The sequence below is a fragment of the Acidovorax sp. Root217 genome (assembly GCF_001428645.1).
Taxonomy (GTDB): Bacteria; Pseudomonadota; Gammaproteobacteria; order Burkholderiales; family Burkholderiaceae_C; genus Acidovorax.
The window spans coordinates 97,374-118,695 of the sequence record NZ_LMIH01000006.1 but is presented as its reverse complement, the minus strand read 5'-3'; the positions used below and the strand labels follow the sequence as shown (position 1 = coordinate 118,695).

20 protein-coding genes are annotated in these 21,322 nt (G+C 68.8%); 5 read left to right on the top strand and 15 right to left on the bottom strand.

What is annotated here, in order from left to right; genetic code table 11:
- Window positions 1-5 precede the first annotated feature (5 nt).
- The 4 genes from ASE31_RS04595 to ASE31_RS04580 form a co-directional block, all read right to left on the bottom strand.
- Window positions 6-2,720, bottom strand: coding sequence for a ligase-associated DNA damage response DEXH box helicase (locus ASE31_RS04595; RefSeq protein WP_057200362.1), 2,715 nt, complete (start codon window positions 2,718-2,720; stop codon window positions 6-8).
- Complete coding sequence (locus ASE31_RS04590; protein WP_057200361.1) at window positions 2,717-4,429, bottom strand: ATP-dependent DNA ligase; 1,713 nt, start codon at window positions 4,427-4,429, stop codon at window positions 2,717-2,719. The genes ASE31_RS04595 and ASE31_RS04590 overlap by 4 nt, the downstream gene beginning before the upstream one ends.
- Window positions 4,426-5,487, bottom strand: a complete 1,062-nt coding sequence (locus tag ASE31_RS04585; RefSeq protein WP_057200360.1) for a ligase-associated DNA damage response exonuclease — start codon at window positions 5,485-5,487, stop codon at window positions 4,426-4,428. Before ASE31_RS04585 ends, ASE31_RS04590 begins: the two co-directional genes overlap by 4 nt.
- Before the next feature lie 101 nt (window positions 5,488-5,588).
- Window positions 5,589-6,092 carry a DUF2199 domain-containing protein gene (locus tag ASE31_RS04580; protein WP_057200359.1) on the bottom strand — a complete coding sequence of 168 codons (504 nt, stop codon included), beginning with the start codon at window positions 6,090-6,092 and terminating at the stop codon, window positions 5,589-5,591.
- Between the two features lie 115 nt (window positions 6,093-6,207).
- Here ASE31_RS04580 and ASE31_RS04575 point away from each other — a divergent pair, with 115 nt between their 5' ends.
- Both ASE31_RS04575 and ASE31_RS04570 read left to right on the top strand, forming a co-directional pair.
- Complete coding sequence (locus ASE31_RS04575; RefSeq protein WP_057200793.1) at window positions 6,208-6,678, top strand: BON domain-containing protein; 471 nt, start codon at window positions 6,208-6,210, stop codon at window positions 6,676-6,678.
- A gap of 152 nt (window positions 6,679-6,830) precedes the next feature.
- Window positions 6,831-8,417, top strand: a complete 1,587-nt coding sequence (locus tag ASE31_RS04570) for an ABC transporter substrate-binding protein (RefSeq protein WP_057200358.1) — start codon at window positions 6,831-6,833, stop codon at window positions 8,415-8,417.
- 19 nt (window positions 8,418-8,436) lie between these two features.
- Here the strand turns inward: ASE31_RS04570 and ASE31_RS04565 are convergent, their stop codons facing one another.
- The 7 genes from ASE31_RS04565 to ASE31_RS04535 all read right to left on the bottom strand — a co-directional run bounded on the left by ASE31_RS04565 (window position 8,437) and on the right by ASE31_RS04535 (window position 15,834).
- A complete protein-coding gene (locus tag ASE31_RS04565) occupies window positions 8,437-9,906 on the bottom strand; it encodes a M81 family metallopeptidase (protein WP_057200357.1) in 1,470 nt (489 codons plus the stop codon).
- A complete protein-coding gene (locus tag ASE31_RS04560) occupies window positions 9,903-11,159 on the bottom strand; it encodes a Zn-dependent hydrolase (RefSeq protein ID WP_057200356.1) in 1,257 nt (418 codons plus the stop codon). Before ASE31_RS04560 ends, ASE31_RS04565 begins: the two co-directional genes overlap by 4 nt.
- Window positions 11,160-11,185: 26 nt before the next feature.
- Window positions 11,186-11,890, bottom strand: coding sequence for an ABC transporter ATP-binding protein (locus ASE31_RS04555; RefSeq protein ID WP_057200355.1), 705 nt, complete (start codon window positions 11,888-11,890; stop codon window positions 11,186-11,188).
- Window positions 11,887-12,672, bottom strand: a complete 786-nt coding sequence (locus ASE31_RS04550) for an ABC transporter ATP-binding protein (RefSeq protein ID WP_057200354.1) — start codon at window positions 12,670-12,672, stop codon at window positions 11,887-11,889. Before ASE31_RS04550 ends, ASE31_RS04555 begins: the two co-directional genes overlap by 4 nt.
- A complete protein-coding gene (locus tag ASE31_RS04545; protein ID WP_057200792.1) occupies window positions 12,669-13,667 on the bottom strand; it encodes a branched-chain amino acid ABC transporter permease in 999 nt (332 codons plus the stop codon). The genes ASE31_RS04550 and ASE31_RS04545 overlap by 4 nt, the downstream gene beginning before the upstream one ends.
- 8 nt (window positions 13,668-13,675) lie before the next feature.
- Window positions 13,676-14,536 (bottom strand): branched-chain amino acid ABC transporter permease, encoded by an 861-nt coding sequence (locus ASE31_RS04540; protein ID WP_057200353.1) that lies wholly within the window; start codon window positions 14,534-14,536, stop codon window positions 13,676-13,678.
- Between the two features lie 92 nt (window positions 14,537-14,628).
- Complete coding sequence (locus tag ASE31_RS04535; RefSeq protein WP_057200352.1) at window positions 14,629-15,834, bottom strand: ABC transporter substrate-binding protein; 1,206 nt, start codon at window positions 15,832-15,834, stop codon at window positions 14,629-14,631.
- Window positions 15,835-16,093: 259 nt separating this feature from the next.
- Between ASE31_RS04535 and ASE31_RS04530 the strand changes: the two genes are divergently transcribed.
- Window positions 16,094-16,939, top strand: a complete 846-nt coding sequence (locus tag ASE31_RS04530) for a FadR/GntR family transcriptional regulator (RefSeq protein ID WP_057200791.1) — start codon at window positions 16,094-16,096, stop codon at window positions 16,937-16,939.
- 4 nt (window positions 16,940-16,943) lie between these two features.
- Here ASE31_RS04530 and ASE31_RS04525 read toward each other — a convergent pair whose 3' ends face one another.
- Entirely contained in the window at window positions 16,944-17,267 is a 324-nt protein-coding gene (locus tag ASE31_RS04525) for a YnfA family protein (protein ID WP_057200351.1), read from the bottom strand.
- A gap of 116 nt (window positions 17,268-17,383) precedes the next feature.
- Here ASE31_RS04525 and ASE31_RS04520 point away from each other — a divergent pair, with 116 nt between their 5' ends.
- Together ASE31_RS04520 and ASE31_RS04515 are read left to right on the top strand one after the other, a co-directional pair.
- The gene (locus ASE31_RS04520) at window positions 17,384-17,728 is read left to right on the top strand and encodes an NIPSNAP family protein (RefSeq protein ID WP_057200350.1); all 345 of its coding nucleotides are present in this window, start codon (window positions 17,384-17,386) and stop codon (window positions 17,726-17,728) included.
- Window positions 17,725-18,069, top strand: coding sequence for an antibiotic biosynthesis monooxygenase (locus ASE31_RS04515; protein ID WP_057200349.1), 345 nt, complete (start codon window positions 17,725-17,727; stop codon window positions 18,067-18,069). The genes ASE31_RS04520 and ASE31_RS04515 overlap by 4 nt, the downstream gene beginning before the upstream one ends.
- 13 nt (window positions 18,070-18,082) lie before the next feature.
- Here ASE31_RS04515 and ASE31_RS04510 read toward each other — a convergent pair whose 3' ends face one another.
- The 3 genes from ASE31_RS04510 to ASE31_RS04500 form a co-directional block, all read right to left on the bottom strand.
- Window positions 18,083-18,823, bottom strand: a complete 741-nt coding sequence (locus ASE31_RS04510) for a metallophosphoesterase (protein WP_057200348.1) — start codon at window positions 18,821-18,823, stop codon at window positions 18,083-18,085.
- Window positions 18,824-18,855: 32 nt separating this feature from the next.
- Window positions 18,856-19,605 (bottom strand): hypothetical protein, encoded by a 750-nt coding sequence (locus ASE31_RS04505; RefSeq protein WP_057200347.1) that lies wholly within the window; start codon window positions 19,603-19,605, stop codon window positions 18,856-18,858.
- 135 nt (window positions 19,606-19,740) lie between these two features.
- The gene (locus ASE31_RS04500) at window positions 19,741-21,165 is read right to left on the bottom strand and encodes an FAD-binding oxidoreductase (RefSeq protein WP_057200346.1); all 1,425 of its coding nucleotides are present in this window, start codon (window positions 21,163-21,165) and stop codon (window positions 19,741-19,743) included.
- Window positions 21,166-21,322: the final 157 nt, after the last annotated feature.

Here is a 21,322-nt window from a genome sequence, read left to right as displayed (position 1 = left end):
CGTGCTCAGAATCCGTGGCGCCTTCGGGGTCGGCGGGGGCTGTCTCCCGCATCGCCTCGGCGCGCGCGCCGGGGTGGCGCGGTGGCGCCGTCGGGCACATCCCAGGCCATGTCGGCCGGGTCCACGGGATTGTCGGCGAGGTGGGTGCCGGTGGTGTCGTCGGCGGCCTTTTCCAGCGCCTGTACCATGCGCGCCAGCCGGTCGGCCAGGGTCTCGGTGCTCAGGCGTTCGCGAAAGCGCTCCACCATCAAGGGCAGGGCGAACGGGGTGGGGCGCTCCAGCGCATGGATGGACAGGGTCTGCGCCTGCATGCCGCGCAGCGTGCGGGCCAGGCGCTCCATGTCCAGCTCGTTGGCCAGCAGCTCCGCGCGGGCCTGGGCCAGCAACAGGTTGTCGGGGTCGTACTGGGCGAACACGTCGTAGTACAGCGAGGACGATGCCTGCAACTGGCGGCTGCTGCGCTGCTCGCCCGGGTGGCTCTGGAAGATGAGGCCTGCGATGCGCGCGATCTCGCGAAAGCGTCGGCGCGCCATCTCGGTGGCGTTGAGGCTGGCCAGCACCTCCTCTTCGAGCCCGCCGCCCAGGGCGGTGGGCGTGCCCTCGCCCAGGATGCGCGGCAGCAGCGTGGCCCAATCGATGGGCTTGGCCGAGAGCAGCTCCAGCCCATAGTCGTTGACGGCGATGGAGAAGGTGTTGGCCACCTGCTGCGATGCGCGCCAGGCCAGCAGGCCGGCCAGGCCCAGGTGCACCAGGCGGCCCGCCAGCGGGTACAGGTACAGGTGCCAGCCCTCGCGGGTGTGCAGGGTCTCGGCCACCAGGCGGCCGGGCGTGGGCAGGGCCGACCAGGCATCCTGCACGGCCAGCAGGGGGCGGGCGCACTGCATCTCGGGCGAGGCATACACGCCGCGCTCGGCCTGCTCCAGCATCTCCAGCATGGCGTCGGCCAGCGTGTTCGACAGCGGCATGCGCCCGCCGTTCCAGCGCGGCAGCGCGGCGCTGCCCCGGGGGGCGATGCGCACGTAGGCCGTCATCTGCTGGGTGCGCACCAGCTCCAGCAGGCGCCCGGCGAACATGAACACGTCGCCCTTGCGCAGCCGGGCGATGAAGCTCTCTTCCACCGAGCCCAGGCGCCCGCCGCTCACGAACTGCACCTGCATGCTGGCATCGCTGACGATGGTGCCGATGTTGCTGCGGTGGCGGCGCGCCAGCCGCGCATCGGGCACGCGCCACACGCCTTTCTCATCGGGCGCGGCGCGCTGGAAGTCGGGGTAGATGGTCAGCGAGGCCCCGCCCTGGCGCACGAACTGCAGGGCCCACTGCCAGTCGTTGTCGGCCAGCGCGGCATAGGCCGGGGCGCGGCGCACCTCGGCCAGCAGCGCCTCGGGCACGAAGCCGCCTCCCAGCGCCACGGTGACCAGGTGCTGCACCAGCACATCGAGCGGCGCGCGCGGCGTGTGCCGGTCTTCGATGCGGCCCAGCGCCAGCGCGTGGCGCGCGGCGGCCGCCTCCACCAGCTCCAGGCTGTGCGTGGGCACCAGGGTGATGCTCGACGTGCGCCCCGGCGCGTGCCCGGATCGGCCCGCGCGCTGCACCAGCCGCCCCACACCCTTGGCCGAGCCGATCTGCAGCACCTGCTCCACGGGCAGAAAGTCCACGCCCAGGTCCAGGCTCGACGTGCAGACCACCGCCTTGAGCAGGCCGGCCTTGAGCCCGTTTTCCACCCAGGCGCGCACTTCCTGGCCCAGCGACCCATGGTGCAGCGCGATCGTGCCGGCCCAGTCGGGCCGTGCCTCCAGCAGCGCCTGGTACCAGCGCTCGGCCTGCGAGCGGGTGTTGGTGAACACCAGTGAGGATGCACAGGCCTCGATGGATTCCACCACCTGAGGCAGCAGCGCCAGGCCCATGTGGCCGGCCCAGGCAAAGCGGTCCACCTTGGCGGGCAGCATCACGTCCACCTGCAGCGCCTTGTCGATGCGGCCCTGCACCAGCACGGCGGGCGGTGCGGCGGGGGCGCCCTGCACCGGGCGGGGCAGCAGCGTGTCAAGCGCCTCCTGCAGGTTGCCCAGCGTGGCCGACATGCCCCAGACCTGCAGGGCGGGGTTCCAGCCCGACAGGCGCGCCAGCGCCAGCTGTGTCTGCACGCCGCGCTTGTTGCCCACCAGCTCATGCCACTCGTCCACCACCACCAGCTGCACATGGCGCAGGCGCTCATGGGCATCGGCCCGCGCCAGCAGCAGCGACACGCTTTCGGGCGTGGTCACCAGCAGCGTGGGCAGGCGGCGGTCCTGCGCGGCGCGCTCGCCGCTGGCGGTGTCGCCGGTGCGCAGGCCACTGGTCCAGTCTGGCGCCAGGTCGGGCAGGGGCGCTGCCAGTGCGCGCAGCGTGTCGGCGGCCAGGGCGCGCATGGGGGTGATCCACAGCACGGTGAGCGGCGGTGCTGCAGCACGGCGTGTGCGCAGCGCCGTGCGCGCGCTCGCCTCTGCAACGGGTGCCACGGGCGCGCCTGCCAGCGCCAGGTGCTGCAGCGCCCCCAGCCACACGGCATAGGTCTTGCCCGCGCCGGTGGTGGCGTGCAGCAGGCCCGAGCGGCCTTCGCCCAGGGCGCGCCACACCTCCTGCTGAAAGCCGAAGGGCTGCCAGCCGCGCGCAGCCATCCAGCCGGTGGCCGCGCTGGTGGCCACCGTGGGCAGCGGCTTGCGCGGGCGGCGGGCGGTGCTCATGCGGTGGCGTCCTGCCCTGGCAACAGGGCCATCAGGGTCTGCAGGGTATCGGCCTCGGCCACGGTCTTGTCCTGGCGCCAGCGCAGCATGCGCGGAAAGCGCACCGCGATGCCGCTCTTGTGCCGCGGGCTCTTGCCGATGCCCTCGAAGCCCAGCTCGAAGACCATGCTCGCATCCACGCTGCGCACCGGCCCGAAGCTCTCGCGCGTGGTCTTGCGGATGATGGCATCCACCTGGCCGATCTCCACGTCCGTCAGGCCCGAATAGGCCTTGGCGAAAGGCACCAGCTGGCGCTCGGGGTCGTCGGGTGGTCCGTTCCACACGGCAAAGGTGTAGTCGCTGTACAGGCTTGCGCGGCGGCCGTGGCCGCGCTGGGCGTAGATCAGCACGGCGTCCACGCTCATGGGATCGATCTTCCACTTCCACCACACGCCCACGTCTTTGGTGCGGCCCACGCCATAGTGCGCCTGGCGATTCTTGAGCATGAAGCCCTCGGTGCCCATCCCGCGCGCCGCCTCGCGCTGGCGCGCGAGGTCTTCCCAGTCATTGCCCTGCAGCAGCGTGCTCAGGCGCAGTGTGTTTTGCGGCGCGGGTGCAATGGCAGCCGCGTCGGACTGCAGCAGCGTGGCCTCCAGCAGCGCGCGGCGCGTTTGCTGGGGCTGCTGGCGCAGGTCCTGGCCCGCATGTTCGAGCAGGTCGTAGGTCACCAGCACCACGGGCAACTCGCGCAGCAGCTTCGGGCCCAGGGTCTTGCGGCCCAGGCGCTTTTGCAGGTCGGCAAAGGGGCGGGGCTGGGGCTCATCGGGCAGCCACACCAGGATCTCGCCATCGACCACCGAGCCGTCGGGCAAGGCCGCCATCGCCGCCTCGGCCAGCTCGGGGAAACGGTCGGTCACCAGCTCCTCGCCGCGCGACCAGACCCACACCGCACCGCCGCGGCGCACGATCTGCGCGCGGATGCCGTCCCACTTCCATTCCACCAGCCAGTCTTCTGGCGCGCCCAGCAGCGCGGGCATCTCGGCCACCGGCTGGCTGAACGGGTGCGCCAGGAAGAAGGGGTAGGGCTGGCCGGCCATGCCTGGGTCCGCCGCACTGCCCGTGTCGCCGTCCGCAGCTTCCTCCACGGGCGCCACCAGCGCGCTGTAGTCGCCCGCCTGCGGCTGTCGGCCGATCTGCGTGTAGCCCATCAGCCGGTGGGCGATGCGCTTGGGGTCCAGCGCGCTCACGGTGGCCAGCGCCTGGGTCACCTGCAGGCGCGACACCCCCACGCGGAAGTTGCCGGTGATGAGCTTGAAGTACACGAAGCGCTGCTCCGGCGCCAGCATGTCCCACTGCGTGCGCAGCCGGGCGTCGGCCTCCTCGGGCGGCAGGGCGCGCAGGGGCAGCAGCTGGGCCATCCACTCGGCCAGCGGCAAATCCACCGGCTGCACAGGCGGGGGCAGCAGCAGGGCCACGGTTTCGGCCAGGTCGCCCACGGCCTGGTAGCTTTCTTCGAACAACCACTCGGGCAGGCCCGCCGCTTCCTGCGCCAGCGCCTTCAGGCGCTTGGTGGGCACCATCTGGCGCGGCTTGCCCCCCGCCAGGAAGTAGGTGGCCCAGGCCGCATCGGCCGGCGGCGCCACGCGCAGGTAGGCCACCAGCGCCGCGAGCTTGGCCGACTGCGCGGTGGTGGCGTCCAGTGCCTGGAACAGCGTGGCAAAAGCCTTCATGGCGCTGCCTCGGGCGCCGGTGCCTCGGCCTGCGCTGGCGGCGCTGCCCCGGCATCGCCCTCGTTGTCGTCGGCACCGTATTCGGTCGCGAACACCTGGGCGTCCAGCCCCTGCTCGCACAGCCAGCGCACCATCACCTCGGTGCTGCCGTGGGTGACGATGATGCGCTCCGCCCCCGTGGCGCCGATGGCCTTTTGCAGGCTGGGCCAGTCGGCGTGGTCGCTCATCACGAAGCCCCGGTCCACGCCGCGGCGCCGGCGCGCGCCGCGCACCAGCATCCAGCCGCTGGCAAAGGCATCGGAATGCTCGCCAAAGCGCTTGAGCCAGGGCGTGCCCGCCGCCGAGGGCGGTGCCAGCACCAGCGCGCGGCGCAGTTCGGCCTTGGTAACGCCTGGGTCCGTCACGCGCAGCGTGGGCGGCAGCGCCACCCCTGCTGCGCGGTACACGGCGTTGAGCGGGTCCACCGCGCCATGCACGACGATGGGGCCGATGCCCGCGTCCACCCCGTGCAGCAGCCGCTGCGCCTTGCCGAAAGCATACGCATACAGCACGCTGGCCTTGTCAACGGCCGCATTCGCCGCCCACCAGGCATTGATGTCGGCGAACAGCACGGGCTGCGAGGGCCAGCGGTAGATCGGCAGGCCAAAGGTCGACTCGGTGATGAAGGTATGGCAGCGCACCGGCTCGAACGGCGGGCAGGTGCCATCGTCCTCGAGCTTGTAGTCGCCCGAGGCCACCCACACCTGGCCGCCATGCTCCACCCGCACCTGGGCCGAACCCAGCACATGCCCCGCCGGGTGCAGCGACAGGCGCACGCCGTGGTGGTCGATGGTGTCGCCATAGGCCAGCGTCTGCAAATCGATGTCGGCCCCCAGCCGGTTGCGCAGCGTGCCCTCGCTGTCCTGGTGCGCCAGGTAGTGCGCCGAGCCCATGCGTGCATGGTCCGAATGCGCATGCGTGATCACAGCCCGCTCCACCGGCCGCCAGGGGTCGATGTAGAAATTGCCGGCCGGGCAGTACAGGCCTTCGGGGCGGTGGACGATGAGGTCGCTGGGCATGGTGCAGGTAGGAGTGCAGTCCATCCTAAGCGTGGAACGGAGCCCTGCGATGGCTCGTCCGGCAACTCGCAGCCGTGTCCTACAGCCGGCGCTGCCGTCGATCATCCATGGAAAGCCGCTTCCGCAATCTGCTGCACCCGGGCCATGGTGATGCCCTCCCGCTGCTCCATCGCTAGCGGATGGTCCGTCGGCTCCAGCGTGATGAGGGGGCGCTGTCCCAGGGGCATGGTCTGCACGTTCGTCTTCAGGCTCAGCGTGCCAGGCGCATAGCCAGGCAGGGCACTTTGCAGCCAACCGAAAAACGCTGGCTCGGCCTCGCGCCCTTCGCTCTCCCACAGCTCGCAGCTGCGCATGAAATTCGCCTCGCTCAGGGACACCCATGCGAGCCAGACGAAAGAATCGTCCCCGTCGACGACGGGCAGCAAGATCCGGCCGAGAATGAAAAAGTGTTGGCCGTCGATGACGCACTGGTCCGACGACAGTTCTGCCCTTGCTTCACGTTCTGCTTCGGGTACCGAGAACCAGAGCTCCGGTGCAGGGGCGCCCAGGCACATCGGTATGCTGTCGTGGGTCTGGCCGCAGGTTGCGCAAAGGAATCCGGTCATGGGAACGCGTTCATTCGTTGGTGGAGCAGCGGCTGTGCCGAAAGGAGGGCATCCGATGAAAGGCATTTTCACATTCCATGGAGTTCGGCGGTGCACCCTGGCACTGGCCGTTGCCATGGTATCGGGCGCTTTTGCGCAAAGCCCGGTGCCGCAGGCGCCCGTCGCCCGCACCAACGCCTTCAATGACCCCTTCGTACAGGTGACCTCGGCCATCGCGGCCTGCCCCGTGCCCGAGGGCCCTCTGTACACCGAGGCCGAGGTGCGTGAGCTGGCCCATGTGCGCTCGCAGCATGGCGGCAGCTGCCACCGCGTGGGGCGCTGCCGGTTGTCCAACTCCTACCTGTACGACGCCGAGATCATCCCGCGCGTGCAGCGCTACGTCCGCGAGGAGGGGCGCTTTCAGGACACCAGCGTGTGGGTGCTGGGCGAGCGGCGCTTGGTCACGTTGATGGGCTGCGTGCAGTCCGCCGAGCAGGCGCGGGCGCTGGAGAAGGCCGTGGAGCTGGTGGACGACGTGATGGGCGTGATCAACCTGCTGCAGGTGGGTACCGAACGGGGCGCAGCGCGCTACCCTCTTGCCAAGTAGACAGATACCGCAGGTGCGGCGTTTGCGCAATCGGCCCTGACGCGCAATTGCGCGGGCGAACCACACTGCCCGGACGGGGGCTTTTGCGCGCGCGCGTCCTGCTGCATATTGCCGGTTCTTACAAACCTTCCTGTTTTGCAAAGGAAACCCCCATGCACTTCAAGCACTCCCTGCTCGCGGCCGCCACCCTGGCCCTGGCAGCCATCGCCCCCCACGCATCGGCAAAACCGTTCAAGTGGGCCGGGTCCACCGACATCCAGACCATGGACATCCACTCCCAGAACAGCGCCCTGGGCAACGGCATCCATGCCGCGGTGTACGAGTCGCTGGTGATGTTCAACAGCCGCACGCTCAAGGTCGAGCCGCTCTTGGCCACGTCCTGGCAGCAGGTCAGCCCCACGCAGCTGCGCGTGAAGCTGCGCCAGGGTGTGAAGTTCAGCGACGGCTCCACCATGACGGCCGATGACGTGGTGTTTTCGCTGCAGCGCGCCATGGGCAAGAGTTCCACCTACGCCATCTACACCCAGAGCATGGACCGCATCGCCAAGGTGGATGGCGAGAGCATCGACATCTTTCTGAAGAACCCCAACCCGGTGCTGCTCAACCAGCTGACCGAGCTGCGCGTGATGAGCAAGGCCTGGTCCGAGAAGAACAACGCTGTCGAGCCCAAGGACATCAAGTCCAAGGACGAGACCTTCTCGCACCGCAATGCCATGGGCACCGGGCCCTTCGTGCTCAAGGAATGGGTACCCGACCAGAAGCTGGTGTTTGCCGCCAACCCGCAGTGGTGGAATGCCGGCAAGAGCGAGGGCAATGTCACCGAGATCGTCTACACGCCCATCAAGTCCGAGGCCACGCGCATCGCGGCCCTGCTTTCGGGCGAGGTCGACATGGTGCGCGACACCAGTCTGCAGGACCTGGAGCGGCTCAGGGCCAACCCCAGCATCAAGGTCATGGAGATGGTCGAGAACCGCACCGTCTACCTGGCCCTGGACCAGTTCCGCGACGAGCTGCCGGGCAGCAGCGTGAAGGGCAAGAACCCGCTCAAGGACCTGCGCGTGCGCAAGGCGCTGTACCAGGCCATCGACGTGGCCACCCTGCAGCGTGTGACCATGCGCGGCATGTCCAAGCCCACGGGCGCCATGGTCTCGCCCCTGGTCAACGGCTGGACGGAGGCCGTGGACAAGCGCCTGCCCTACGACCCCAATGCCGCCAAGGCGCTGCTGGCCGACGCCGGCTACAAGGACGGCTTCGAGGTCGATTTCGCCTGCAGCAACAACTCCATCATCCAGGACGAGAACCTGTGCCAGGCCATCACCTCGATGTGGGCGCGCGTGGGCGTCAAGGCCAAGCTGCGCACCATGCCCTCCATCACCTACTACCCCATGGCGCAGCGGCACGAAGCCAGCATCACCCTGCTCAGCTGGGGCGTGCCGACCTTCGACGCGCTGTACACCCTGCAGTCGCTCACGCGTACCAAGACCACGGGCGGCGACGGCAACTACAACCTGGGCCGCTACAGCAACGAGCGCATGGACTACGTCGTGGACCGCGTGAAGACCGAGATCGACCAGCCCGTGCGCAACCGCCTGCTGACCGAAGGCCTGCAGCTGCAGAACGACACGGTGGCCAACATCCCCCTGCACAACCAGATGCTGGCCTGGGCGATGAAGAAGAACGTCGAGCTGGTGCAGCGGCCTGACAACCGCATCGACTGGCGCCTGATCAAGGTGAACTGATGCCGGTGCCGGTGTTCCCTCAAACCGCGTCCAATGGGAACACCGGCCGGCGCACGTTCCTGAACGGGAACAGCGCGTAGTTGGAACTGGTCACTCCCGTGGGGCTGTCGCATTCGACCAGCGCGTGCGACAGCGGTACGAACACCGGGCGGCAGTACATGCGCGACTTGAGCAGCACGAAGCGGTGCGCCGTGGGGTCCACGCCCACGCACGAGAACACGCCCAGGTCCCAGGGCTCGTGGGTCTTCTCGGTCACCACGATCTGTGCGCTGCCGGTGTCGAAGAGCACGGTGCGCCCCATCGCGCAGCGCTGCCCGGTGTAGATGGGCCCAGTCACGGTGTACTCGCCGTCGCTGATGGCGCGCACCGTGCCGGTCAGCGCCACGGGCTCCTTGGCCACGTTGAGCTGGGTGAGCGGCACCTTGTTGCCCAGGCGCACCGTGCACTGCGCGCCCACGCCGGCCGCCACGAGCTCGGCCACCGCCTCGGGGTCGCACAGGGGGCCTACGGCGATGTCCGACAGGCCGCCGTCGAGCGCGGCCTGCAGCACGTCCATGGCATCGCAGGTGCCCCCGGACATGCAGTTGTCGCTGTGGTCCAGCAGCAGCACCGGGCGCTCGGCGCCTTGCGCCAGGGTCTGTGCGCGCTGCAGTGACTGCGCCAGGGGCTCGCTGTCGTAGACGAACTCGGTGCGCTCCTGCCAGATGGTGGCCGCGATGCGGTCGGCCACGGCCTGCGCTGCTTCGGGCGCATCGGCAAGGCCGGTGACCACCACGCTCATGAACGGCGCCTCGATGTCGGCCAGCGAGAAGCCCGCGAACACCGAAGCGGCTGGCACGCCATCGGCCTCGGCCGCGCGGGCGGCATCCACTGCACGCAGCATGGCGCCCTGCAGCGTGGTGCTGCGCAGGGTGTGGCCCATCATGGGCAGCTGGTGCCAGCGCACGCTGTAGCGCGCCTGGCCCTGCAGCATGGCCAGCAGCAGGCGGCCCGCGTGCTCGCCGGTCTCGTACATGTCGATGTGCGGGTAGGTCTTGAAGCCCACCATCACGTCGGCGTTGGCGACCATCTTCGGCGTGATGTTGCCGTGCAGGTCCAGCGCCACGCCGATGGGCACGCCGGGCGCTGCGGCGCGCACGCGTTCGAGCAGGTCGCCCTCGCCATCGGGGCTGTTCTCGGCCACCATGGCGCCGTGCAGGTCGAGCAGGATGGCGTCGCAGCCGGGGGCGGCCTCCACGATGCGGCGGGTGAGTTCGTCGTAGGCGGCGGCGTGCACCAGGCCACTGGGGTTGGACATGGCCGACACCGGCGTGACCAGCGTGGCGCCCAGGCCCTGGGCCAGGTCGATGAAGGCGGCCATGGCCGTGCGCATGCCCAGGTTGTCGCGCAAGGCCTCTTCGCCGTAGGTGGGCGCGAACGCCGCAAGCGGCGTGGGCACGGGCGAGAAGGTGTTGGTCTCGTGGTTCAGGCGGGCGATGAGGATCTTCATGCGGCCACCACCTTCGCGCTGCGCAGCATGGCCTGCAGCAACACGTTGCAGCCGGCCTCCAGGTGCTCGGGCTCGGCGTCCTCGATCTCGTTGTGGCTGATGCCGTCGGCACACGGAACGAAGACCATGGCGGTGGGCGCCAGGCGTGCTAGGTACACGGCATCGTGCCCGGCACCGCTGACCACGTCCATCGCGGTGTAACCCAGGGCCTGGGCATCGGCGCGCACGCCTTGCACCAGCGCGGGCGCAAACGGCTGCGGCGCAAAGTACACCACCTGCTCCACCGCCATGGGCGTGCGGTGGGCCGTGCCGATGCGCTCGCAGGCGGTGCGCAGCTCGGCGTCCATCTGCAGCAGCTCGGCGTCGTCGGCGGCGCGCAGGTCCACCGTCATGCGCACGCTGCCGGGGATCACGTTGCGCGAGCTCGGGAACACCTCCAGCACGCCCACCGTGCCGCGGGCATGCGGCGCATGGGCCAGGGCGATGCGATTCACCTCGGCCACCAGCGTGCTGGCGGCCAGCAGCGCGTCGCGGCGCAGCTCCATGGGCGTGGGGCCGGCATGGGCCTCCATGCCCTGCACGGTCACGTCGTACCAGCGCTGGCCCAGGGCGCCCTGCACCACGCCGATCACGCAGCCATTGGCTTCCAGCACCGGGCCCTGCTCGATGTGCGCCTCGAAGTACGCGCCCACGGGCGGGGTGGGGCCGGCGGTGCCCGCATAGCCGATGGCAGTCAGTGCCTCGGCCACGCTGGTGCCCTGCGCGTCGCGCTGGGCCAGCGCATGCTCCAGCGTGAAGGCGCCGGCGAACACGCCCGAGCCCATCATCACCGGCACGAAGCGCGAGCCCTCTTCATTGGTCCACACCGCCACCTCGATGGGGGCTTCGGTCGCGATGCCGTGGTCGTTCAGGGTGCGCACCACCTCGATGCCAGCCAGCACACCGTAGTTGCCGTCGAACTTGCCGCCCGTGGGCTGGGTATCGATGTGGCTGCCGGTCATCACCGGGGGCAGGGCGTCGTTGCGCCCCGCGCGGCGCGCGAAGATGTTGCCGATGGCGTCGGTGCGCACGCTGCAGCCGGCCTCGCGCGCCCAGCGCACGAACAGGTCGCGGCCTTGGCCGTCCAGCGCGGTGAGGGCCAGGCGGCACACGCCGCCCTTGGGCGTGGCGCCGATCTGCGCCAGGTCCATCAGCGATTGCCACAGGCGCGCGCCGTTCACGCGCGGCAGCAGGGCAGAGGGGTTGGTCATCATGTTCACGGTAAGCTTTCCTGAAAAATCTATGCCAGGCCGACGCCGAGGTAGCGGTCCTTGATGGCGTCGTCGGCCAGGAAGGCGGCGTTGTCCGCCTCGTGCACGATGGCGCCCTGCTCGATCACGTAGTGCCGGTCGGCCAGCTGGGTGCAGACCTCCAGGTTCTGCTCCACCAGCAAAATGGCCACGCCCGCGGCCTTGATGGTCTTGAGCTGCGCCACGATCTCCTCGACGATCACCGGCGCCAGGCCCTCCACGGGCTCGTCCAGCATCAAGAGGCGCGGCGCATTCATGAGCGCGCGGCCGATGGCCAGCATCTGCTGCTCGCCACCCGAGAGCTGGCCGCCGCCATTGCTGCGCCGCTCCTTGAGGCGCGGAAAGATGCGGTAGATGTCCGGCAGCTGCCAGGGCGAGCGCTTACGCTGGCCCAGCAGCAGGTTCTCTTCCACCGTGAGCAGCTTGAAAATGCCGCGGTGCTCGGGCACCAGGCACACGCCGCGCTGGGCGATGGCGTGCGTGGCCAGGCCCTGCACCTCGTCGCCCGCGAAGCGCACACGGCCCTGGGTGGGCGGCACCACGCCGCAGATGCTCTTGAGCGTGGTGGTCTTGCCGGCACCGTTGCGCCCGAGCAGGGTGACCAGCTCACCGTCGCCCACGCGCAGGTCCACGCCCTGCAGCACATGGCTCTTGCCGTAGTGGGCGTGCAAGCCCTGGATGTCGAGGATCGTCATGCTGCCTTGCCCCCCGTGATCATGTTGCCCAGGTAGGCGCTGCGCACCCGGTCGTCGCTGCGGATGGCGTGCGGGTGCCCTTCGGCCAGCACGCGGCCCTGCTGCATCACCGTCACGGTGTCGGAGATGTCCATCACGATGTTCATGTTGTGCTCGATCAGTACCACGGTGTGCTCGTCCTTGAGGCCCTGGATCAGCCGCTTCATGTCATCGAGGTCGTCGATGCCCATGCCCGAGGTGGGCTCGTCCAGGAAGATCGCCTTGGGCCGCGCGGCCAGCGCCATGCCCACCTCCAACCGGCGCTGCTGGCCGTGCGAGAGGTTGCCCACCGGCGTGTCGGCATGGCGCTCCAGCCCCAGGCGGGCCAGCACGCTGGCCACCACCTCGGCCTGCGAGCGCGCGCCCTGCGGCGCATGCCAGCAGTTGAGCGCGTGGCGCGGCGCCGTGCCCTGGGCGGCCAGGCGCAGGTTCTCGCGCACGGGCAGGGTCAGGAACAGACTCGTCACCTGGAACGAGCGCGCCATGCCGCGCTGCACGCGGCGGTGGTCTGGCTCGTGCGTCACGTCGTGCCCGTCGAACACGATGCGCCCGCCGCTCACGGCCTTGGTGCCCGTGAGCATGTGGAACAGCGTGGTCTTGCCGGCACCGTTGGGGCCGATGACCGAATGGACCGTGTTCGCGCGCACCTTGAGGTCCACGCCCGCGAGGGCTGCGAACTTGTCGTAGCGCTTTTCCACGCCCACGGCTTCGAGCAGGATGGGGGAGAGGGTTGCAGTGCTCATGCCTGGCCTCCTTGCGTGCTGGCGTCGGCCTTTTCGGCGCGGCCCTTGCCGCGCAGCAGGTTCCAGATGGATTCGCCCAGGCCCCACAGGCCGCGTTGCATGCCCAGGCTGACCACCATCAGCACCACGCCCAAGATCAGCAGCCAGCGCGGCCACAGGGTGGAGAGCCAGTCGCCCAGCAGCAGGTAGAAGGCTGAGCCCAGCAGCGAGGCCAGCAGGTTGCCCGTGCCGCCGATGACCGTCATGACGAGGATCATTTCGCTGGTGTGGTATTCGGCATTCGCCAGTGGGGCGATGCCGGTCATCATGGCGTGCAGAGCGCCGGCCAGGCCGGTCACCGCGCCCGAGATCACGAAGGCCTGCAGCTTGAGCAAGCGCAGGTTGTAGCCGATGGCGCCTGCGCGCTCCTCGTTGTCGCGCACCGCCAGCAGCGTGCGCCCAAAGACCGAGGCCGACACCTTCTGCAGCAGCCAGAAGGCCACCAGGAACACCGTGGCCACGAAGCCGTAGTACTGCCACGGCGAGACCAGCGGCCACAGCGTGAAGCCGCCCATGGCCAGCGAGGGCCGCGGGATGTCCATCAGCCCGTTGTCGCCGCCCGTAATGCCGGGCATGGAGTAGGCGAGAAAGTAGAACATCTGCGCGAAGGCCAGGGTCAGCATCACGAAGTAGGTGCCGCGCTGGCGGATGGCCACCCAGCCGACGATGGCCGCGCCCAGCGCGCCCATCACCACGGCGAGCGCCAGGGCCAGCGGCATCGGCAGGGGCCAGCGCGTGAGCGTGAGGGCGATGGTGTAGCTGCCCAGGCCGAAGAAGATGCCCTGTCCGAAGGACAGCAGCCCGGTGTGGCCCAGCAGCAGGTTGCAGCCCATGGCGGCCAGGCCATAGATCAGCACCTCGCTGGCCAGCGAGCCCGATTGCATGGTCAGCGGCATCACCAGCACCACGGCCAGTGCCAGCAGCAGGTGGAAATTTTTGCGCAGAAGTGTCGTCATGGTGGTGTTCATCCTTTGCGGCCCAGCAGGCCATGCGGGCGCAGCAGCAGCACGGCGGCCATGGCGATGTAGATCATCAGCCGCGCCCCCTCGGGCCACACGGTGCTCATCACGCTCTGCACGATGCCGATCAGCAGGCCGCCGATCAGCGCGCCGGCAAAGCTGCCCATGCCCCCGACCACCACCACGATGAAGGCCACGCCCAGCGCCTCGATGCCCATGAAGGGCTCGGCCCCGCGCATCGGGGCGGCCAGCACCCCGGCAATCGCCGCGGTGGCCGCGCCCAGCGCAAACACCAGGCTGAAGATGCGAAACACGTTGATGCCGAGCAGCGAGACCATCTCGGTCGATTCGCTGCCCGCGCGCACCGCGCTGCCCAGGCGCGTGCCTTCGAGCACGTACCACAGGCCCACGGCCAGCACGGCCGTAAAGCCGATCACGAACAGCCGGTACTTGGGGTAGACGATGCCTCCCCACATGACCACGCCCTGCAGCAGGTCAGGCACCGGCACGCTGTCGCCGAGCGGGCCCCATTGCAGGATCACCAGCTCTTGGATGGCCAGGGCCAGGCCCACGGTGACGAGGATGTGGAACTCGTGCGGCTTGGCGTACACATGGCGCAGCACGAGCTTCTCGGTGAGCCAGCCCAGCGCGCCCACGACCACGGGCACCACGGCCAGGGCGAGCCAGAAACTCAGCCCCCAGCGCGTCATCTGGAAGCAGAAGTAGGCGCCCAGCAGGTAGAACGCCCCGTGCGCGAAGTTCACGAAGCGCAGCAGGCCGAACACGATGGACAGGCCGACCGCCAGCAGGAAGTACAGCATGCCGATGCCGATCCCGTTGATGGCCTGTAGCAGGTAGATGTTCATGGACGAGGGGAAGAAGGAGGGGACACCCGGCCCGTGTGCGGGGCCATGGATGGGTGCTGATTCAGGGCGCGGCCCAGTGGGCCGCGTGGTGCTCAAGCGAGCTTGCAGCCGGTCTGGTCCAGGGGCAGGAAGGATTTGCCCGAGCTGACCACGTCCACGTAGTCGTCCTTGTTGGCCATCTTCGCCTTGGCCTTGCCCTTGAGCAGGTAGTAGTTCTTGAGCACCTGGTGGTCGCCCTTGCGGATCTCTTCATCACCCGTCAGACCCTGGTACTTCATGCCTTCCATGGCGGCGATCACGGCCTTGGGCTCCACCGTGCCAGCCTTGATGATGCCGTCGATCATGAGCTTGGTGCAGATGTACGAGCCCGCCAGGCTGTAGTTGGGGTTGGACTTGAACTTGTCGTTGCTGCGCTTGACCAGGTCCAGGTTCAGCGGTGCATTGGCCGTGTGCCAGTATTGCGCGCCAAAGTACACGCCCTCGCACAGGTCGGCGCCCAGCGACTCGAACTGCTCCAGCCCCGAGGCCCAGGCCACTAGGATGGTCATGTTCTTGTGCATGCCGAAGCTCACGGCCTGGCGCAGCGCGTCGGACGACTGCGAGCCGAAGTTGAGCAGCACCAGCACGTCGGGCTTGGCGGCCATGGCGTTGGTCAGGTAGCCGCTGAACTCCTTCTCGGTCAGCGAGTGGTAGCTGTTGCCCACGTGCTCCAGGCCCTTTTCCTTGAAGATGTTCTTGGCCGCCGAGAGCAGACCGTCGCCGAACACGTACTGCGGCGTGATGGTGTACCAGCGCTTGGCCTTGGGCAGGGCCTCGGCCAGGGGGCGCACCGTCTGCTCGATGGCGCCGAAGGTGGGCACCGACCAGCGGAAGGTGGCGGCATTGCAGTCCTTGCCCGTGATTTCGTCGGCACCGGCGGTGGTGATGAAGATGCCGCCGGCCTTCTCGGCCTCCTTGCCCATGGCCAGCGATTCGGACGACAGGATGCCGCCCGCGAAGAAGCGCGTGCCCTGCTGCTGCGAGGACTCCTGCACCTTGCGCACGGCCGTGGCGGGCTTGCCTTCGGTGTCCAGCACCGTGTAGGCCAGGGGGCGCTTGAGGGCCGTGCCGTACTGCTCGATGGCCAGCTTCATGCCCAGGTCCGCGAACTTGCCGTTGGCCGCGAACGCGCCCGACATGGGCACCGGGCAGCCGAACTGGATGGCGCCGCTGGCCTGCGCCCAGGCGCTCTGGGCCAGGCCCAGCGATGCGGGCAGTGCGCCCAGGGCAGAGAGTTGCAAGAGGTGGCGACGGTGCATGGGGGCTCCTGTGGAGGGGTTGAGGCCGGGTGGCCGAAAGCGGGGCACGGCTTGTGCAAAGCACATGGCGTGCCATCGCTGCAGAGCGTCGTTCGCGCTCATTTCTGCTATTTATAGTGATAAATAGAATAAACACCGTGCGTGGAAACCCTGCATCCCTTCCGCCGCCCCCATGCGGTGCATACACTGCACCATGGGCGGTACTTCACCCCTGCCGCGCACCGGCGTGCGCATCCGTCCGAGCAACGACAATCCCTCCATGCCAACCAAACCGTCCGCACAGAAGCCGCTCAAAGCCCTCAAGCGCCCCGACCTGGTGGCGCAGGAGATCAAGCGCCTGATCACCGAGAAGAACCTGAGCCCGGGCGACCGCCTGCCGCGCGAGAGCGAGCTGCAGGCGCAGTTCGAGGTCAGCAAGGGCACCATCCGTGAGGCGCTCAAGTCGCTGGAGGTGCAGGGGCTGGTGACCATCTCCACCGGCCCCTCGGGCGGCGGCACCATCGCCGAGGTGCCGCTGGACCGAACCCTGCAGTTCATGCAGAACTACCTGTTCTTCCAGGAAGTGACCATCGACAACATCTATGCCGTGCGCCAGTTCCTGGAGCCCGAGCTGGCCGCCGGCGCCGTGCCGCACCTGACCGAGGCCGACTTCGAGGCGCTGGAGCACTCCATCGCCTGCTGCGACCCGGCTTCGAGCAGCGAGGACATGCTCAGCCAGCGGCGCGAGGACGTGAACTTCCACGACATCCTGGCCGCGGCCAACCCGAACCCATTTTTGCGCTTCAACTGCGAACTCATCAACGAGATGCTGCGCCAGCTCATCGTCTACGGCAACCGCACGCCCAAGGCCGAGCACCGGCGCTTTGGCGAGGTCAATGCCAACTTCCACCGCGAGATCGTGCAGGCCGCGCGGGCGCGCGACGTGGAAACCGTGCGCACGCTGATGGCGCGGCACATGCAGGACGCGGCCAGTAGCGTCAAGCGCATGAAGGGGCGCATCCAGGGCCGGCTGATCCTGGACGCCGACACGCTGCGCAGCCCGCGCTCGGCCCATGTGCGGCCCAAAGCCACCGCCAAGACGACCAAGCCGAAGACTGCCGATTAGCGGTTCAGCGCGCCGGTTGGAACATGATCAGCGCCATGCCACATAAGGCCACAGCCACGCCAGCCACATCCCAGGCCGTGGGTCGGATCTGGTCCACCGCCCAGAGCCAGGCCAGCGCCACGCCGATGTAGACGCCGCCATAGGCGGCATACACCCGTCCGGCGGCCGCCGTGTCGTGCAGGGTCAGCAGCCAGGCGAACAGCGCCAGGCTGGCGGCTGCGGGCAGCAGCAGCCATACAGTCTTGCCCTGCTTGAGCCACAGGTAGGGCAGGTAGCAGCCCACGATCTCGGCCAGCGCGGTGGCGATGAACAGCAGCAGGGTCTTCATGCGGAGGGCAGGGTCGGCAGGGCGACTTTGGTCATGATGCTTCGATGGTGGGCGAAGCATCCGGGGCGGTCAAGCGCCTATCGTGAAGCCTGTTCCAACACGAGGCTTTGCATTCCATGATCACCTGTTTCATCCGCTACGAGATCGATCCCTTCCAGCGCGACACCTTTGCCGAGTATGCGCGGCGCTGGGGTGAGATCATCCCGCGCTGCGGCGGCCACCTGCTGGGCTACTTCCTGCCGCACGAGGGCAGCAACTACGAGGCCTGGGGCCTGATCGGCTTCGACTCGCTGGCCGCCTACGAGGCCTACCGCGCGCGCCTGCGCACCGATGCCGAGGGCCGTGCCAACTTTGCCTTCGCGCAGGAAAAGCGCTTCATCCTGCGCGAGGAGCGCACGTTCACCCAGGGCGTGCAGGGCACGCTGGGCCTGCCGGCCCACGCGCAGGAGTCCACGCCATGATGGCCGTGATCTTCGAGGTGCTGCCAGCGCCCGGCCAGCGCGGCGCCTACCTGGATGCCGCCGCGGCCTTGAAGCCCTTGCTGGCGCAGATCGACGGCTTCATCTCCATCGAGCGCTTCGAGAGCCTGGCCACGCCGGGAAAGCTGCTGTCGCTGTCCTTCTGGCGCGACGAAGAAGCCGTGGCCCGCTGGCGCCAGCAGGAGGCACACCGCAGCACCCAGGCGACCGGGCGCGACCATGTGCTTGCCGACTACCGGCTGCGCGTGGCGGCGGTGGTGCGCGATTACGGCATGAACGACCGGGCGCAGGCGCCCGGTGATTCGCGTGCGGTGCATGGCTGAAAAAGGGCAGGCCTCACACCGGCATGCGACCGGTGCGCAGGGCATGGGCCCATTCCGGCCGGCCCCGCCGCTCGGCCAGCAGGGCCATCGATTCGTGGTCGTAAGGCACGGCGATGTGCTCCACCTGCCACCCCTGCGCGGTTGATTCGGCGATCGCGTAGCGCGCCTCAGGCGTGCCGTTCTCTACCTTGTGTGCCACGGGGTGGTCGTCGCCGTAGGCCTGCAGGCCCACGCTGCCGGGGTTGACCAGCAGAACACCCGCACCCAGGCGCACCTGGCGTGGCACGTGCGTGTGGCCGCTGGCGATCAGCGGTGCGTACTGGCCTGCCAGGCGCTCGTCAATCTCGGTCGGGGTGGCGGCGCGCACCGTGGAGCCATCCAGCGTTTCGAGCAGGTATTCATGGTCGCTGCGCGGCGAGCCATGGCACAGCAGCACGCCCTCGTCCAGGCGCAGGGTGTGGGTGAGGCTGCGCATCCACGCAAACTCCGCTTCGGTGAGCTGCGCATGCGCGTACTGGTCCGAAGGCCCGCCGTGTCCTGGGCGCAGTTGCAGCACTTGGCGCTCGTGGTTGCCCACCAGCGACAGCCAGTCCGAGGCCATCAGCCACTGCGCCGTCTCGCGCGGCAGCAGGGGGCCCGAAAGGTTGTCGCCCAGGTTCGCCACCCGGTCGGCGCCGCGCCGGGCAATGTCCGCCGCCACGGCTTCGAGGGCCGCGAGGTTGCCGTGGATGTCGGAGACAAAAGCGATGCGCATGGAATGGGGGGCGTGGGGTGGCGGTTGAGTCGTCAGCAGGGGGACACGCTGCCGCCGGCGCTGCTGAGCAAATGGGCGGTCACCTGCGCGCGGTTGAAAAGCAGGTCGCACAGCCATGCATAGACCAGTGCAATATAGCCCAGCAGCGCCCAGCCCACATAGTCGCCGAAGACGATGGTGTGCAGCCAGTTCTGCCCGAACAGGTAGACCCCGCTGGCAGCAGCCGTGGCCAGCAGCAAGGTGGCCGCGGCGGGCAGCAGCTGTAGGCGGGCTGCAGGCTTCCTGAGCGCCGCGATCCCCAGCAGGGCAAAGGCCAGGGCATTGGCGCCGCTGAAGATGCGCAGTTCGCGCAGCAGCTGGCCGGCGGTCTCCAGGTACTGGGTACGGATCAGGTCCGAGAGCTGCGTCTGCATCTGCTGCAGGGTGCCGAGTTTCAGCGCCATGCGTTCGGAGGTGCGCTTGCGGCATTCGCATTCGGGGATGCCCATTTCGGCCGCGATGGCCGCGATGCGTGCGGGCAGTCCGTCGGTGAGTGCCCTGCGCACGGCGGCGATTTCGCGCTCGCGCTCCTGCAGCAGGGCTCGTGCCTTGCCATCGAGAAAGCGTGCGTCCAGCGCCGCGATCTTCTCGCCGGTCCTCTTTTCGATCTGCGCGCGGATCATCGTGCGGGCCGTCTGCTCCACCCAGGCGGGCCGGGCCAGGGACACCGCGAACAGGGCGCCAAAGAAAAGGCCGCCCACAAGGGCGATGGCAAAGACCAAGGGGCGGTGGGTGGCGTGCATGGCAGGCGAAGCAAGAGGCCGGAAATCGGCCACGATACGCCAGCCTGTATGCGGCGCGCCGCACCGCCCTGCGGGAATGTGTGACTTATGCCCGCAAACCAGGCCGCGTCCGGGGCAACGGCCTCACGGCCGCCTTTACAGCGCGAAGATCTTGCCCGGGTTCAGGATGTTCTTCGGGTCCAGTGCGCGCTTGATGGCGCGCATCATGTCCACCGCGCCGGCTCCGGTCTCGTCGAGCAGAAAGCCCATCTTGTGCAGGCCTATTCCGTGCTCGCCGGTGCAGGTGCCGCCCAGCGCCAGGGCTCGCGCCACGAGCTTGTGATTCAGGTCCTCGGCGGTCACGCGCTCTTCGGGGATGTTCGGGTCCAGCAGGTAGCCGAAGTGGAAATTGCCGTCGCCCACGTGGCCCACGAGGAAGTAGGGGATGCCGCTGGCCTCGGCCTCGGCCACCGAGTCGAGCAGGCAGTCCGCCAGGCGGCTGATGGGCACGCAGGTGTCGGTGCTGATGGCACGGCAGCCGGGGCGGCTTTGCACCGCCGCGAAGTAGGCGTTGTGCCGCGCGGTCCACAGGCGCGTGCGTTCCTCGGGCGTGCTGGCCCATTCAAAGGCGTTGCCGCCGAACTCGCTGGCGATCTCCTGCACGGTCTCGGCCTGCTCCTTCACGCTCGACGGCGAGCCGTGGAACTCCATCAGCAGCATGGGTTCCTCGCGCAGGCCGAGCTTGCTGTGCGCGTTGACCATGCGCACGGTGTGGTGGTCGATCAGTTCCACGCGCGCGATCGGCACGCCGAGCTGGATGGTCTGGATGGTGGTGCGCACGGCCGCCTCGATGCTCGGGAAGGAGCAGATCGCCGCCGACACGGCTTCGGGCAGGGGGTACAGCCGCACGGTGATCTGGGTCATGACGCCCAGCGTGCCCTCGCTGCCCACCATCAGGCGCGTGAGGTCGTAGCCGGCGCTGCTCTTCTTGGCGCGCGTGCCGGTGCGGATGACCTCGCCGCTGGCGGTCACCACCTCCAGTGCCAGCACGTTCTCGCGCATGGTGCCGTAGCGCACGGCGTTGGTGCCGCTGGCGCGCGTGGCGCTCATGCCGCCGATGCTGGCGTCCGCACCGGGGTCAATGGGGAAGAACAGGCCCGTGTCCTTGACCGCGTCGTTGAGCGCCTTGCGCGTGATGCCGGGCTGCACTGTCACCGTGAGGTCCTCGGCATCGATGCTCAGCACCTGGTTCATGCGGCTCACGTCGATGCTGATGCCGCCCTGCACGGCCAGCAGATGGCCCTCGAGCGAGGAGCCCGCGCCGTAGGGGATCACCGGCACGTCGTACTGGCTGGCCAGCTTCACGGCATCGGCCACGTCCTGCGTGCTTTCGGCAAACACCACGGCCGAGGGCGGTGGCGCCTGCAGTGAGCCTTCGTCGCGCCCATGCTGCTCGCGCACGGCCTGGGCCAGCGAGCACCGGGCGCCGAAACGGGCCTGCAGCGCATCGATCAGCGCCTGGGGCACCTCGCGCAGGTGGATCTCGGGCAGCAGGTGCGAGGCGGCGGTGGGGGCGTTCATGGGTTTGTCTCCGTGCGTGGGCAGTGGTGCTTCGGTCATTTTAGGGCGGCATGGTCCGGGGCGTGTGCTTGTGCGCCGCACATCCCTGGATGCGGCGCGGATGCACCCGGGTATGCACCGATGTCGCCGCGTACCGGGCCATTTACATTACGTTCGA

Excerpts from the sequence above, each read along its gene's own strand:
- ASE31_RS04595 (WP_057200362.1), bottom strand. The coding sequence starts at position 2,720 with ATGAGCACCGCCCGCCGCCCGCGCAAGCCGCTGCCCACGGTGGCCACC.
- ASE31_RS04590 (WP_057200361.1), bottom strand. The coding sequence starts at position 4,429 with ATGAAGGCTTTTGCCACGCTGTTCCAGGCACTGGACGCCACCACCGCG.
- ASE31_RS04585 (WP_057200360.1), bottom strand. The coding sequence starts at position 5,487 with ATGCCCAGCGACCTCATCGTCCACCGCCCCGAAGGCCTGTACTGCCCG.
- ASE31_RS04580 (WP_057200359.1), bottom strand. The coding sequence starts at position 6,092 with ATGACCGGATTCCTTTGCGCAACCTGCGGCCAGACCCACGACAGCATA.
- ASE31_RS04575 (WP_057200793.1), top strand. The coding sequence starts at position 6,208 with ATGGTATCGGGCGCTTTTGCGCAAAGCCCGGTGCCGCAGGCGCCCGTC.
- ASE31_RS04570 (WP_057200358.1), top strand. The coding sequence starts at position 6,831 with ATGCACTTCAAGCACTCCCTGCTCGCGGCCGCCACCCTGGCCCTGGCA.
- ASE31_RS04565 (WP_057200357.1), bottom strand. The coding sequence starts at position 9,906 with ATGAAGATCCTCATCGCCCGCCTGAACCACGAGACCAACACCTTCTCG.
- ASE31_RS04560 (WP_057200356.1), bottom strand. The coding sequence starts at position 11,159 with ATGATGACCAACCCCTCTGCCCTGCTGCCGCGCGTGAACGGCGCGCGC.
- ASE31_RS04555 (WP_057200355.1), bottom strand. The coding sequence starts at position 11,890 with ATGACGATCCTCGACATCCAGGGCTTGCACGCCCACTACGGCAAGAGC.
- ASE31_RS04550 (WP_057200354.1), bottom strand. The coding sequence starts at position 12,672 with ATGAGCACTGCAACCCTCTCCCCCATCCTGCTCGAAGCCGTGGGCGTG.
- ASE31_RS04545 (WP_057200792.1), bottom strand. The coding sequence starts at position 13,667 with ATGACGACACTTCTGCGCAAAAATTTCCACCTGCTGCTGGCACTGGCC.
- ASE31_RS04540 (WP_057200353.1), bottom strand. The coding sequence starts at position 14,536 with ATGAACATCTACCTGCTACAGGCCATCAACGGGATCGGCATCGGCATG.
- ASE31_RS04535 (WP_057200352.1), bottom strand. The coding sequence starts at position 15,834 with ATGCACCGTCGCCACCTCTTGCAACTCTCTGCCCTGGGCGCACTGCCC.
- ASE31_RS04530 (WP_057200791.1), top strand. The coding sequence starts at position 16,094 with ATGCCAACCAAACCGTCCGCACAGAAGCCGCTCAAAGCCCTCAAGCGC.
- ASE31_RS04525 (WP_057200351.1), bottom strand. The coding sequence starts at position 17,267 with ATGAAGACCCTGCTGCTGTTCATCGCCACCGCGCTGGCCGAGATCGTG.
- ASE31_RS04520 (WP_057200350.1), top strand. The coding sequence starts at position 17,384 with ATGATCACCTGTTTCATCCGCTACGAGATCGATCCCTTCCAGCGCGAC.
- ASE31_RS04515 (WP_057200349.1), top strand. The coding sequence starts at position 17,725 with ATGATGGCCGTGATCTTCGAGGTGCTGCCAGCGCCCGGCCAGCGCGGC.
- ASE31_RS04510 (WP_057200348.1), bottom strand. The coding sequence starts at position 18,823 with ATGCGCATCGCTTTTGTCTCCGACATCCACGGCAACCTCGCGGCCCTC.
- ASE31_RS04505 (WP_057200347.1), bottom strand. The coding sequence starts at position 19,605 with ATGCACGCCACCCACCGCCCCTTGGTCTTTGCCATCGCCCTTGTGGGC.
- ASE31_RS04500 (WP_057200346.1), bottom strand. The coding sequence starts at position 21,165 with ATGAACGCCCCCACCGCCGCCTCGCACCTGCTGCCCGAGATCCACCTG.